The organism is Sphingobacterium psychroaquaticum, assembly GCF_004421025.1.
Taxonomy (GTDB): Bacteria; Bacteroidota; Bacteroidia; order Sphingobacteriales; family Sphingobacteriaceae; genus Sphingobacterium; species Sphingobacterium psychroaquaticum.
In genome coordinates this window covers 3,464,219-3,478,000 of record NZ_CP038029.1, presented here as the reverse complement: position 1 = coordinate 3,478,000, position 13,782 = coordinate 3,464,219, and the positions used below count along the sequence as shown (strand labels likewise).

The 13,782-nt window shown below is 40.7% G+C and carries 12 protein-coding genes; 3 read left to right on the top strand and 9 right to left on the bottom strand.

Going from position 1 to position 13,782, the window contains the following annotated elements:
• Positions 1 to 15 precede the first annotated feature (15 nt).
• From aroA to E2P86_RS14360, 3 genes are read right to left on the bottom strand one after another with little or no spacing between them, the layout of a single operon-like run.
• A complete protein-coding gene (aroA, locus tag E2P86_RS14370; RefSeq protein WP_134433594.1) occupies positions 16 to 1,266 on the bottom strand; it encodes a 3-phosphoshikimate 1-carboxyvinyltransferase in 1,251 nt (416 codons plus the stop codon).
• Positions 1,266 to 2,372 carry a chorismate mutase gene (locus E2P86_RS14365; protein ID WP_085474270.1) on the bottom strand — a complete coding sequence of 369 codons (1,107 nt, stop codon included), beginning with the start codon at positions 2,370 to 2,372 and terminating at the stop codon, positions 1,266 to 1,268. The genes aroA and E2P86_RS14365 overlap by 1 nt, the downstream gene beginning before the upstream one ends.
• A gap of 38 nt (positions 2,373 to 2,410) precedes the next feature.
• Complete coding sequence (locus E2P86_RS14360) at positions 2,411 to 3,235, bottom strand: prephenate dehydratase (RefSeq protein WP_085474269.1); 825 nt, start codon at positions 3,233 to 3,235, stop codon at positions 2,411 to 2,413.
• Positions 3,236 to 3,842: 607 nt separating this feature from the next.
• Here E2P86_RS14360 and E2P86_RS14355 point away from each other — a divergent pair.
• From E2P86_RS14355 to E2P86_RS14345, 3 genes are read left to right on the top strand one after another with little or no spacing between them, the layout of a single operon-like run.
• The gene (locus E2P86_RS14355; RefSeq protein ID WP_134433593.1) at positions 3,843 to 4,697 is read left to right on the top strand and encodes a DMT family transporter; all 855 of its coding nucleotides are present in this window, start codon (positions 3,843 to 3,845) and stop codon (positions 4,695 to 4,697) included.
• Positions 4,694 to 5,311: an IMPACT family protein gene (locus E2P86_RS14350; RefSeq protein ID WP_085474267.1), complete on the top strand. Its 618-nt coding sequence runs from the start codon at positions 4,694 to 4,696 to the stop codon at positions 5,309 to 5,311. Before E2P86_RS14355 ends, E2P86_RS14350 begins: the two co-directional genes overlap by 4 nt.
• Positions 5,308 to 6,162, top strand: a complete 855-nt coding sequence (locus E2P86_RS14345; protein ID WP_085474266.1) for a nucleoside phosphorylase — start codon at positions 5,308 to 5,310, stop codon at positions 6,160 to 6,162. The genes E2P86_RS14350 and E2P86_RS14345 overlap by 4 nt, the downstream gene beginning before the upstream one ends.
• Here the strand turns inward: E2P86_RS14345 and rodA are convergent.
• From rodA to E2P86_RS14315, 6 genes are all read right to left on the bottom strand, one after another.
• A complete protein-coding gene (gene rodA, locus E2P86_RS14340) occupies positions 6,159 to 7,430 on the bottom strand; it encodes a rod shape-determining protein RodA (RefSeq protein ID WP_085474265.1) in 1,272 nt (423 codons plus the stop codon). The two genes, E2P86_RS14345 and rodA, sit on opposite strands and share 4 nt — an antisense overlap.
• Entirely contained in the window at positions 7,430 to 9,394 is a 1,965-nt protein-coding gene (gene mrdA / locus E2P86_RS14335) for a penicillin-binding protein 2 (protein ID WP_085474264.1), read from the bottom strand. Before mrdA ends, rodA begins: the two co-directional genes overlap by 1 nt.
• Positions 9,395 to 9,410: 16 nt before the next feature.
• Positions 9,411 to 9,797, bottom strand: a complete 387-nt coding sequence (locus E2P86_RS14330; RefSeq protein WP_234991298.1) for a rod shape-determining protein MreD — start codon at positions 9,795 to 9,797, stop codon at positions 9,411 to 9,413.
• A 133-nt stretch (positions 9,798 to 9,930) separates the two neighbouring features.
• Positions 9,931 to 10,764: a rod shape-determining protein MreC gene (mreC, locus tag E2P86_RS14325; RefSeq protein WP_085474262.1), complete on the bottom strand. Its 834-nt coding sequence runs from the start codon at positions 10,762 to 10,764 to the stop codon at positions 9,931 to 9,933.
• A 98-nt stretch (positions 10,765 to 10,862) separates the two neighbouring features.
• Positions 10,863 to 11,885 (bottom strand): rod shape-determining protein, encoded by a 1,023-nt coding sequence (locus E2P86_RS14320; RefSeq protein ID WP_085474261.1) that lies wholly within the window; start codon positions 11,883 to 11,885, stop codon positions 10,863 to 10,865.
• A gap of 150 nt (positions 11,886 to 12,035) precedes the next feature.
• Positions 12,036 to 13,691 carry a M1 family metallopeptidase gene (locus E2P86_RS14315; protein ID WP_134433592.1) on the bottom strand — a complete coding sequence of 552 codons (1,656 nt, stop codon included), beginning with the start codon at positions 13,689 to 13,691 and terminating at the stop codon, positions 12,036 to 12,038.
• Positions 13,692 to 13,782: the final 91 nt, after the last annotated feature.

The window sequence follows — 13,782 nt, the reverse complement described above, 5'->3', positions numbered from 1 at the left end:
GCTGAATTGGTGTGTTTATTCCACGATTTTGAAGCCCTGAGATTTCAAATGTTCCCAGAATAGTGGGTATGACTTTTCAACAACCATGGGTTCGTTTATGGTTATGTTGTTGAAAATAAGTGCTAATGGGGCGAATGCCATGGCCATTCTATGATCCTCGTAGGTGTCAAAAGTAAGGGGTTCTGACAAAGCCACACCTGCCGTATGAAGGTGATATATATCACCATCGGTAATTAGTTCAGCTCCAAATTTTGAAATCTCTTGACGTAATGCAGCGATACGGTCTGTTTCTTTAATTTTCAAGGTCTCTACGCCTGTGATCGAGATGTCGCGTTTTAATCCCGCAGCTAAGGCAACTACAGTTTGTGCTAGGTCAGGACATTCCTTAAAATCAAACAGTTTTTCGGTAGAAATATTGTCGGTTTTAATAAGGTGTAAGCCATCTATCTCAAACCTACTTTCGACCCCAAAATGTTGCATAATATCTGCAATGGCGATATCGCCTTGAAGACTGTTTCTTTTGAGTCCCGGCAATATAATATGTCCATTGTCGGAAAGAGCAACGATGGAATACCAATATGAAGCGGCACTCCAATCCGGTTCGATATAGATCGTAGTTTCCAAAAATGGTTGTTTGGCAATAGCGACACTATTTTCCGACCAATGGTGTTTAATTCCTGCTTCTTGAAGCATGTCTAGTGTCATGCTGACATAAGGTTTAGAGGTCAGCTCGCCTTCAATATTTAAGGTCAGTCCCTGCTCTAAAGTAGCAGCTACCAGGAGGAGAGATGATAAGTATTGACTACTTACATCACCTTTAATCCGTAAGTTGTCCGCTGTTTGCTGGAAGCCTCCCACAATACGCAACGGTGGATATCCTTCTGCTTTCTCGTAGGTAATATCGGCACCAATGGAGCGCAAGGCATCTACTAATATTCCGATGGGACGCTGTTGCATCCGTTCGGTTCCCGTCAATGTAAAGCTACCATTAGCAAGATTGAGGTACGAAGTAAGGAAACGCATAGCTGTTCCTGCCGGACCAATATCGATTGTTTTGTGTGTTGCCTGCGTGTCTTGGGCTTGTTGTAGTGCCTGTTGCATAATCACCGTATCTGCTGCCGCGGAGAGGTTTTCGATCCGGACGAGACCCTGGCTCAATGCTTCAAGAATAAGCGCACGGTTACTCTCTGACTTAGAGCCAGTCAATTGTACCGTGCCGCTTATTGCTTTTGTTGGGTGGGTTAGGCTAATGCTTTTTAAACTCATTATGCCTCCGCAACAGGTTTAGTGTTCATGATTTCGTTTTGCTTACGAATAGATTCGTTATGCAATAATTCAAGATATTTTGTTGCAAAATCATCACTTAGTGTTAATGCTTTTGCTAATTGTAATCTTTTTTCTACGATTTCATCCCAACGATTTACTTGTAGGATGGTCACATTGTTGTCGCGTTTGTATTCACCAATTTTTTCAGCGATTTTCATACGATCACCAATTTGTTTCAAGATAGCGTCATCTAATTTGTCGATTTGCTGACGTAACTCCGCAAGTTTATCTTCGAAAGCCGGGTTGTTTGATTCTGGACGACGAACAGATAGGTTGTCGATCAGTTCGGCTAATGCGGCTGGTGTTAATTGCTGTTTAGCATCTGTCCATGCCACAGAAGGATCGATGTGTGATTCAATGATTAATCCTTGTAAATCCATATCCATCGCTTTTTGCGCAATGTAAGGAATCAATTCTCTATTTCCGCAGATGTGGCTTGGGTCATTGATGATCGGTAGGTCTGGACAAGCCGATTTCAATTGAATCGCAAGATCCCACATCGGTTCATTACGGAAAGCTGTTTTCTCGAAAGAAGAGAACCCACGGTGAATCGCAGCTAGCTTTTTAATGCCGGCACCGTTGATACGCTCCAAAGCACCAATCCAAAGTGAAAGATCTGGGTTTACTGGATTCTTCACCAATACAGGGATATCAACGCCAACTAAAGCGTCAGCAATTTCTTGTACGGTGAATGGGTTTGCTGTAGAGCGCGCACCTACCCATAATACGTCTACGCCCGCTGCTAAGGCTTCTTCCACATGTTTTGCTGTCGCAACTTCTGTCGCTGTTAATAAACCGGTCTCTTCTTTAGCGCGTTTTAACCATGTTAGTCCGATACTACCGATTCCTTCAAATTCTCCAGGACGCGTTCTTGGTTTCCAAATACCAGCACGAAGGATGTTTACTTTGCCGGTGTTCGCTAGTAAGTGTGCCGTAGAAACAAGTTGTTCTTCCGTTTCTGCACTACAAGGACCTGCAATAATTAAAGGTTTGTCGCCTGTATCTAACCAAGAATTCAAAGGGACGATGTCTAATGTATGTTTCATTTTGTGTTTTTTTTATATGTTAAATAGGGTGGGTTGATTTACACTTTTTCGTTTTTGAGGTATTCCCCCATGATATTGAAGTTTACGGTGTGCTTTAATACTTTACGGATTGCAGCATCATAATCACTTTGTTTTTTCCATTCTACGTCGACATAAAAGTCGTACTCATTTCGTTTTCCTACAACGGGCATAGATTGTATTTTACTGAGGTTCACGTTTTGTTCGGCAAAGCACTGTAATACATTTGCCAGGGCACCGACGGCGTTGCCTGTCTGAAAGGATAGGGATGCCTTGTTTGCATTTTTTTGTTCAATTACCTGGTTTGCCAAAATAAGAAAACGCGTTGCATTTTTCTTGTTGGTTTCGATTCGCTTTTCCAAGATATTGAGACCATACAGTTTCGCTGCCAGAGCACTTGCGATTGCAGCAGTATTTTTAAGCTGGTTATCGGCAATTCCTTTGGCACAAGCGGCTGTATCCATACCTTCTTTTACGGTCCACTCGGGATAGTCACTTAAAAACTCGTCACACTGACGAATAGCAATAGGGTGTGATTCGACAAACTTAATATCAGTTATTTTTACGCCTGGCAGGGCCAAAAGATTTTGCTGAATATTTAAGTGTACCTCACCAATAATATGAAAACGATAATCGCGCAAGAGATTGTAGTTTGGTAAAATACTCCCGGCAATCGAGTTTTCTATGGCCATCACCACGTAGTCAGCCTTTCCTTGCTTTAGCATTTCACAGGTCTTCTTAAAAGATTCACATTCGATGGTTTCAATATCTTCACCAAAATACTTGAAGGCCGCTTCTTCGTGGAAGGATGCTTTAACACCCTGTATTGCTATTCTTGTTTTCATGTCTGTGTTTAAGGGCAAATAAAAAGGTCCCGAACATTTGCTCGGGACCTTCTGTTTAATTTTATGTGTATAAACATATCAATCCCGGCTCTTATCGTTAAAATAAAAGAAACCAAAATAAAAATATGTTGTGCACTTTGTCATCTGTCAAACTTTATGGTTCAAATGTAGAGGATATATTTTATATATGCAAAATATTTTTTTTAAATATATATTATTAATGCTTTTATTGTTGTTTATTTTGTCATTTTATATGGTTATTTATTGATTTTTTTTGCGTTTTTTTAAATCAGTTTTTCATCTCTTGTTTTTGTGTAAAAATCTTTTAATTAGATGTTTAACTGTTTTTTATTTGTTTTTTAGTGTTGTTTTTGTGTAGTTAATCTTTTGTTTTATGTGATTTATTAGCTTTATTTTTGTGTGTTTTTTGTTTGAAAAATAACTGTAAAATTTATATTAATTTAATGTTTTTTTAACAGAATTTTAGCGTTTATTTATTGGTTTTTTATTGGGTCTGGCTGTGACGTAGGTATTCATACGATAAAAATGGAGGCGTTTTCCAAAAGTTTTCGTAGACTTGAGCCTCTAATTGTTGTATTACTTTTCTATGTTATACGTATTATTAAGTGTGCTTTGTAGCGTCACCGTATCTGTTATTATTAAGGTGGCAAAAAATAGGGGATTTAAACATCTTCACCTTATCGTGTGGAACTATCCTGTGGCGACGTTAATGACTTATTTTTTTCTTAAACCGGGTCAAATTGACTTTTCACAAGCCGTTTTACCATGGCATTTGTATATACCGCTAGCGTTGTTGTTGCCGGTTATCTTCATTTGCATTGCCTATTCCATAGAGTTTAGCGGTATAGTGAAAACGGAGGTGGCCCAGCGACTATCACTCTTTATTCCACTAATGGCTGCCATTTTTATCTTTCATGAAGAAATGGCCAATACGAAACTGATCGGTATTGGGATTGGTTTGTGTGCCATATTTTTCTCGATAGGTTGGCACAAACGAAGTGGGGTAGAGAATATGAGATGGATTTATCCGGCATTGGTCTTTTTTGGTATGGGCGTTATTGATGTCCTTTTTAAGAAAGTTGCCTTGTATCAACAAGTCCCTTATTCCTTCTCTATGCTGATGGTATTTGCTTTAGCGATGTTTTTTACTATTGTATTGCTTTTGTTCAGGGTTGTCATAAAAAAAGAACCTATAAATATAAAGTCTGTTGGTTGGGGAATCCTGTTGGGATTGTTTAATTTTGGGAATATCCTGTTTTATATGAAAGCGCATCGCTCTTTACCGGAGAGCCCCTCCGTCGTTTTTACAGGTATGAATATTGGCGTGATCCTGCTTGGAGCCTTAATTGGCGTAGTTTTTTTTCATGAACGCCTAACATTGTATAATAAGATCGGCTTAGCCTTGGCGGTCATTTCTGTTTTAATTATAGCATATCTGTGAGTTTATTTGAGGATACATATTTTACGATTGCGGAACCTACAGAAGGTATTTTTAGGGATAAGGGAAGTAAGTTTATTGCTTATGCTTATCCATTTCGGGACGAACGTGCTGTAAAAGATATTATAGCCGAGCTGAAGTCTTTGCACCCCAAAGCAAGGCACCATTGCTGGGCTTATCGGTTAACTCCCGATCGTACTGTTTATCGGGTCAATGATGATGGCGAGCCCTCGGGTACAGCAGGGCGTCCTATCCTGAATGTATTATTGTCTAAAGATGTCACCAATATTTTTGTTGTAGTTGTTCGTTATTTCGGGGGGACGTTGTTAGGCGTTCCGGGATTGATCAATGCGTATAAAATGGCAACCTTGGAAGCGCTTGAGGCGGCAACTGTAGTAGAGCGCACTGTAAATGATATGTATCGTATTGATTTTGATTATTTGCAGATGAACGATGTAATGCGCTTGGTGAAGGAGGAAAATTTACCTATCTTAAAACAAGAGTTTGATAATGCTTGTTCCATAGAAGTAGAAATACGAAAAATGCAGGTTAACCAAGTTGTTCAGAAGTTGGAAAAACTGGACAATATTCGATATACTTATTTAACCACCTTATGATTGCAGATTCAGAATTGATATTAAACCCAGACGGTAGCATTTACCATTTGAATTTACTGCCTGAAGATTTGGCATCGACCATCATTTTTGTCGGGGATCCTGACCGTGTGGGCGAGGTGTCTAAGTATTTTGATCATATTGAAGTGCGTAAAGGTAAGCGTGAATTTATTACGCATACGGGTACAATAAATGGCAAGCGTGTATCTGTAATTTCTACCGGTATAGGTACGGATAATATTGATATAGTATGCAATGAAATCGATGCTTTAGTAAACATTGATTTTGAAACGCGTATGTTGAAGACAGACCTGACGAGTCTTGACATTATTCGTATTGGTACGTCTGGATCTATTCAAGGAGATATTACGATGGGAACCATTATGGTGAGTGAGTATGCCATTGGGTTTGACGCGTTAATGCAGTATTACGTAAAAGAGTATTCTGCCGAAGAAGAGGTTATTCAGGAAGCTATTCAGCAGCATTTTAATACACTGAGCTTTAAACCGTACGTTGGTCGGGCAAGCCAAAAGCTGCTGCAGCAATTCGCTACAGATCTGCCAAAAGGAATTACGATGACTGCGCCTGGTTTTTATGGGCCACAAGGTCGCTCTGTGCGTTCCGTGAATGTTTATCCCGATTTAATTCAACGCGCTAATTCTTTCCGTGTAAACGGCCGTTCGATTACCAATTTAGAGATGGAAACGGCTGGTATCTATGCGTTGGCCAATATGTTTGGTCACCATGCCCTCTCTGTAAACGCGATCTTGGCAAGCCGGTTGAGTGATACGTTTTCCAGTAATCCGAAAGAGATTGTTGAAAATGCGATTCGTTACGTTTTGACTAAAATTTAGTTGTTCAGTCCCTTGCGGCTTGAATCGAATCGTAACAAGATAAATAGCAATATTGTAAAACTCCATAAAGAGGATCCTCCGTAGCTTAAAAAAGGAAGGGGGATACCAATTACTGGGACAATACCGATAGTCATACCGAGATTGATAAAGAAGTGGAAAAAGAGGATGGAAGCCACCCCGTATGCATAGATGCGGGCAAAGGCCGTTCGCTGTCGTTCCGCAATATTCACTAGCCGTATAAGTAGGGTCAGATAGAGGGCAATCAAAATGACACTTCCTACAAACCCCCATTCTTCACCAATTGTACAAAAGATAAAATCCGTGCTTTGTTCTGGAACAAAATTGTATTTGGTCTGTGTTCCTTGTAAATATCCTTTACCCCAAAACTGCCCGGAGCCAATTGCAATTTTTGATTGATTAAGGTTGTAGCCTTCGCCCCGTGGGTCATCTATTTTTCCTAAGATAACATCGATGCGATTCCGCTGGTGTGGCTGCAAAATATGCTCATAGGCAAAATCTACACATAAGATGTAAATGGAGCTTAGGGCAAATAGTAGGCCTATATTAATAAGGTGTTTTCTTTTTTTACGTAAGTTGTAAGCGAAAAATCCACAGATCAAGAAGATCACGCCAATAAGGATCCATTGGTTGATAAGCAAAGCTAGAACAAACAATAAAATTGCTAAAGCCGCCAAGATAAGAAGACCGTTGCCCACATAACCTTCTCTATAAAACACAAAGATTAAAGAAAAGAATACGAGCGCCGACCCTGTATCTTTCTGGAGCATGACCAAAGCAATGGGTAATGCGACAATCGCAGCACCTGTCAATAAAGTGCGCATATTGGGCGCTTTACTTGATTGACTACTGAGATACGAGGCTAAAAGCAAACAGGTCGCTAGTTTTCCAAATTCGGAAGGTTGTAAACGAAAGCTACCGAGAGGGATCCATGATTGATTTCCACCAACACTTCGTCCTACGACCAGTACGGCTATAAGAAGCAGAATGACCACCGCATAGATGAAAGGGGCAGAGGATAAAAAAAACTTGGCATCGATAATCAGAATACTGAAACCAATGATCATCGCTGTGAAAATGTATATCGATTGCTTACCGTAGTTTGTCTCCAAACTAAAGAGTCCTGGATGTTCTGGATTGAAGACGGCTGCATGGATGTTAAACCAACCAATGATACACAGGGTTAACCATATCAGTATCGTAATCCAATCGATACGCCCAAAAAAGCTTTTTTCTGTAGTACTGTTCATTAACGTCTTGTTACTTGGCTATGGTGAACAAACATTTCTTTTTTCTCATCCCGCACCGCTGCAGTTTTTACCACCGCTGCTGTATCTTTTTTTGTTTTTGTTGAATCTTTCTTTACCTCTTCTTTCTTAGCCGTTTCTTTTGGAAGGAAGTTCGCATTAAAAATACGATCCTGCGTGTATTTCGGTAAGGAGATGGTGTCTTTAAGGTACTTTTCGACTAACATATTAACCATTGGCCCGGCCCATACGCCTCCAAACCCTGCATTCTCCACAAAGACAGCGATCGCAATCTTTGGGTTTTCACGTGGAGCGAAGGCAAAGAAGACAGCATGGTCTTTACCGTGTGGATTTTGTGCAGTTCCTGTCTTTCCACACATTTCCACTCCCGGTACACGTACGCTGTATCCAGTTCCACCAGGGACGTTTACCGCACGGCTCATCCCTTCGATTACTGCTTCGTAATATTTGGCATCAACACCGGCATGTATCTTTTCTGTATATTCTTTACGGATAATTTTCTTTTCACCAATTCCTTTTACCAAATGTGGACGGTAATAAAAACCTCTATTTGCTACAATGGCCATGATATTTGCCATTTGTAGTGGTGTAATTCCCATCTCGCCTTGTCCGATAGATAAGGAAATGTTATATCCCGATTTCCATTTGTCGTTGCCGTATCGTTTGGTATACCAGGATGAAGTTGGAATAAGTCCAGGTTTTTCACCCGGAAGGTCAATCCCAAGGGTGTGACCAATACCAAACTTACCAATTGCTTCACGCCATAGATCATAGGCTTTGGTAGAAGGCATGCCACGGGAATCAATCATCCGCGCGTATACATAACCGTAGTATGTATTACACGACTTCTGAATTGATTTAATCAACCCTGTAGGACCATCCACGTGTGTACAGCGCATAATCGCACGACCACCCCCATAACGGTAGCCGCCTGGACAATTAAAAACAGTATGTTCATCGATAACGCCCGCCTGTTGCGCCGTTAATGCTGCAACGACCTTAAATACTGATCCTGGTGGATAATACGCCTGAATAGGACGCACGAACATCGGTTTAGTCTTATCGTTCAGCAATTTCATATAGTTGTTGCCGCGTTCACGACCGACCATCATATTAGGGTTGTATCCCGGGCTACTTACAAAGGTTAGGATTTCTCCAGTGGATGGTTCAATAGCAACAATAGAACCCATCTTTCCTTTCATGAGCTTTTCGGCAAGTACTTGTAGGTCTTTATCAAGCGTTGATATCAAGCCATCACCCGCAACAGCTAAAGTATCGTATTTACCTTCCATAAATACACCTTTAGGTCGATTCAGAGCATCCACCATTTGGTTTTTAACTCCGCGTTGCCCTCGTAGTAGATCTTCATAGGATCGTTCAATTCCAGTAGCTCCAATATAGTCGCCGGGACGATAAAAGCCTTTTGATCGTTCGATATCACGCTCATTGGCTTCAAGGGTATAGCCTAAAACCTGCGCGGCGACACTGTCTGGATAACTACGCACAGTTCTATTTTGCACATAAAATCCACGGAATTTATAAAGATGTTCTTGTAATTGCGCATAGGTTGTGGAAGGCAATTGTTTTTCAAAGGGAGAAGCTCTATACGGTGAATGTGCACGTGCTTTATCCATCCTCTTTTTAAAACCTTCAACCGGGATATCAATCAACTGGCATAATAGAGCTGTGTCTATTTCTTTTGCTTCTTGTGGAATAACCATCAAATCATAAACCGGCTCATTCTGCACGAGGACTTTACCATTACGGTCAAACACTACACCTCGCGCAGGATATACAACCACCTTACGTAAGACGTTGTTATTAGCGGACAGCAAGTAGCTCTTGTCAATTATTTGGATATAGAAAAGCCGCGCCACAATAATGATAGCGATAGCAATAAAAATACCTTGAATGACGAATTTTCGTGCAAAAAAACTGTTGTTCATGAACGCAAAGTCCTTTTTAAATGTTACTAATGCGTGATTTTTTTCTATAGACTAACAAGCTCATTAACAGGATAGTCAGTACTGTAAATATACTACTTAAAATGATGCTTGCCAGCGTGTATAGGAAATTTGTAAAAGAGAAAGTCTCGATGATAAACAAAGTGAAATGGTGTACTAAGGTCCCAAAAAAGACATAAGAGAGAAACCACTTTGTTCCCATTTCTGCCAAAGAAGGTGTGTTGAATGACTCTTGCATATCTACTTCCAAGGTAATCTTATGAAAGAAAATGCGAAATAGAGCTAATGCCACGCAGGCTGCCGCATGGAGCCCCAACGAATCATAGAAAGCATCTATTGTTAACCCAGTTAAAAAAGAGAGGGTGAAGAGCAATAGATTTGGCATTCCTATTGGTAATAGGAAGATAATTAAAATATATGGGTAGAAAGAAACAAGGTTATAATAGCCAATGTTTTTAAAGAGCGCTATTTGTAATAGGATCAATACTAAGAAACGTATTACGTTGAAAATAATAACCTTACCCATTGTCTTGTGTTGCTTCGAGTTCCTGTTTTTCTTTAACCAGCAAATCCTTCACGATGTACACGTGGTTAAGGTTGCTGAAATTGGTCGTCAGCTTAATCTTTAAGTCGAGGAAGCTCTCTCCGGAGGTGATACCCGTCTCTACGATATGTCCCACTTGAATTCCTGCAGGAAAAAGAGAATAACCAGAGGTATACACTTTTTCTCCTTTTTTCACTTTGATGTGGTTAGGGATATCCCGTACCATAGCGAATCGCGGATCGATATTGCCGCCCCATACAAGTGAGCCAAAAACTTTAGAGGTATCTAGTGTCACTGATATTTTTGTATCTGGGTGTAGCAGTGACTGAACCGAGCTGAAATGTGCTGACGTGTTTAAAACAATACCAACGACACCATTGGATGTAATAACGCCCATTCCTCGTTCGATGCCATCTGCACTTCCTTTATCTAGTGTGAGGTAATTACTTTTTTGGTGTATACTATTATTCGCAACATTAGCAATGATAAAGGCATAGCGGCCTTGCTCAATTGAATCTACAAGGTGTACCGAGTCTACTACAGGGTTGGCCTGAATCATGTTCTGGACTTGCTGCCGTAATAAAACATTTTCTTGTGTCAATTTCTCGTTGGCATCCGCTAGCGCAAGATAACTTTTCCAGGAATTCACCTGTTTGTAGAATGAGCCTACCATAACATTGGAAGAGTTGAGAAAAGAGGCACGCTGGTAACTGTTATTTCGGACGACCAATACAATAGCGACAACAAAAAAAATAATAAACCAAAAAATAGCGTTGTATCTAGAAAGAAATAGCCAAAGGTTTTTCATTTATTATTGTTGCTTAATCTGTGAAAAAATACGCGATATAGATCCTTATTTTTTCTATACCGCGTATTTTAAAATTTCTATATGTTCGTTAATCCGAATTACTGCATTAAAAACTTAAATCTACCGATATTCTTAAGTGCGATGCCTGTTCCACGTACAACAGCGCGTAGTGGGTCCTCAGCCACATGAACCGGTAATTTTGTTTTCGCCTGTATACGACGATCAAGACCGCGTAACAGCGCACCTCCACCTGTTAAGTAAATCCCTGTTTGGTAAATATCTGCAGATAGTTCTGGCGGTGTAATTTCCAATGCTTTTAGGATTGCTTCTTCAATTTTGGAGATAGACTTATCCAGACAATGTGCAATTTCAGTATACGATACCGTAATTTGTTTTGGAATACCGGTCATGAGGTCACGTCCCTGTACGGCAAAGTCTGCTGGTGGATCTGCTAACTCAGGGAGTGCAGCACCTACCTCGATTTTAATTTTTTCTGCTGTACGGTCACCGATCATGATGTTATGCTGACGACGGATGTATTGTACGATATCCGAGTCAAAATTATCTCCAGCTACCCGAATGGACTGGTCGCATACAATACCTGAAAGGGCGATAACAGCAATTTCTGTGGTCCCTCCACCGATATCGATAATCATATTTCCTACAGGCTCCTCTACATCGATACCGATACCGACCGCGGCTGCCATAGGCTCGTGAATAAGATATACTTCTTTTGCACCAGCAATCTCAGCAGAGTCACGTACAGCACGTTTCTCTACCTCGGTGATTCCAGATGGAATACACACGACCATTCGCAAGGAAGGGAAGAACCAAGATTTTCCGTTGTTTACTAATTTTACCATACCGCGAATCAGGTGTTCAGCAGCCGTAAAGTCTGCAATTACACCATCCCGCAAGGGGCGTACAGTTTTTATATTATCGTGCGTTTTTCCTTCCATTTGCATCGCTTGACGACCGATTGCAATCACCTTGTTGGTGGTGCGGTCGAAAGCAACGATAGAAGGCTCGTCCACTACTACTTTATCGTTATGAATGATAAGGGTGTTGGCTGTGCCCAAATCTATAGCAACTTCTTGCGTAAACCAGTTAAATAACCCCATTTGGTATGTGTTGTCTTAGTTTTTAATTTAATGCAAACCTAAATAAAAAAAATGGTTTTATCCATCTGTTATTAAGGAAAAAATGAACCTTCTCGTAAATGTTTTGATAACCTAGGATGAAGAACTTTCATAACGTTTTACTACCTGTGATTATTGTGTTGAAACACGAATATAATAGTTGAATGTATCGATATCTAAATCTCCTATTTTTGCGATCTCAAGTGGTATTGTTGTGAAGGTCGAACCTACCTTGTATTGCTGTGATTTCTGCCCCTTTACTCCCAGGTGTATGGGCATCTGAAAGTTAGGTGTTTCAGCCATCCATCGGCAGGCTATTTGACCATTAGGCATTTGCTTTACTTCGAGTGTCGGTAATGTTTTATGCTGTACATACTGTGCAAAAATACTGTCAAAATTTATCCCTGTTTCCGCGTTTAAGAAAGTGACGATATCAGCGTAATCAACGGTCTGGTGATAGAATGTCTTGTTCATCTTGCGTAAGATACTCCGCCATTTGTCGTCGTCATCGATAATCGTACGGATCATATGGTGAAATACGCCCCCTTTGGGGTACATATCACCCGAACCCTCTTTGTTTACACCATAGGGACCCTGCATAGGACGGTCGTTACGTATTGCCTTGCGATTTCCATACACATACTCTTGACTGGCACGTTTGCCGTAGTGATAATCAATAAATAAGGCTTCCGAATAGTTTGTGTAGCTTTCGTGTATCCACATGTCTGCCAAGTCTCTAGAAGTAATATTATTGCCATACCACTCGTGTCCTGTTTCATGAACCACAATGAAATCCCATTTCAGACCCCATCCTGTACCAGATCCATCATTCCCTAAATATCCATTTTTGTATTTATTACCATAGGCGACGGCACTTTGATGTTCCATGCCCAGGTGGGCGGTTTCGACGAGTTTATAACCATCTTCGTAGAATGGATATGGGCCAAACCAATGTTCAAAAGCTTGGAGGGTTTCACGTGCATTTTTACGGAGGTGTTCGATTTTACCTTTATTTTCTTGCAATACGTAATAATCGAATGTTAACGGTCCTTTCTCTCCGTTGTATATTTCGCTGAAATGTGCGTAATCCCCGATATTAAGTGCCACATTATAGTTGTTTATTGGATTCACGACTTTCCAATGGTATTTGGTATAGTTATCGGGAAGTTGTTCTGTTTTGATGAGTCTGCCGTTCGATACGTTCATCAATCCCGTAGGAACTGCCACAGAAATAAGCATGCTGTCCACTTCATCAGATTGGTGGTCTTTGTTAGGCCACCATACGCTGGCACCTAATCCTTGGCAGGCGGTTGCGACCCAGGGCTTTCCGGTGCTATCCTTTTTCCAGTCGAAACCACCGTCCCACGGTGCTCGGGTTGCTGCAATTGGAGTTCCAGAATAATGGACCGTAAAAGAGTCGATTCGTCCCTTTTCGATTACCTGAGGGAAGTCCACGAAAACAGCATTATACGCGCGAGAAAACGGTAGTTCACGTCCGTGATAGGTGACCTTATCGACGGATAGATTTTCGAAAAGGTCGAACTGAAGTTTCTGGAAATCAGTGGTTGCTTTAAAGCGAAAAAGATTTGTTCCCGAAATTGATTTATTGGGTATATCTACCTTAACATCAAGGTGATAATACTGTATGTCATAGCACGTGCGTAAGGGCGTTAATGTGCCGCGAAGCGAGTCGGCTTTACTGAATATTTCTCTTGCATGTAAGAGCTGTGCATAACTAGTCTGTACGGCGCTAAAAAAAAGCACAGCACTAATAAATAAATACTTCATAAATACTTGGATGACCTTGGGCCGCTGTATCTGTAAACATATATAAATTTACTTTCATATGCAATTAAAATGCTTGCATACGAAAGTAAAT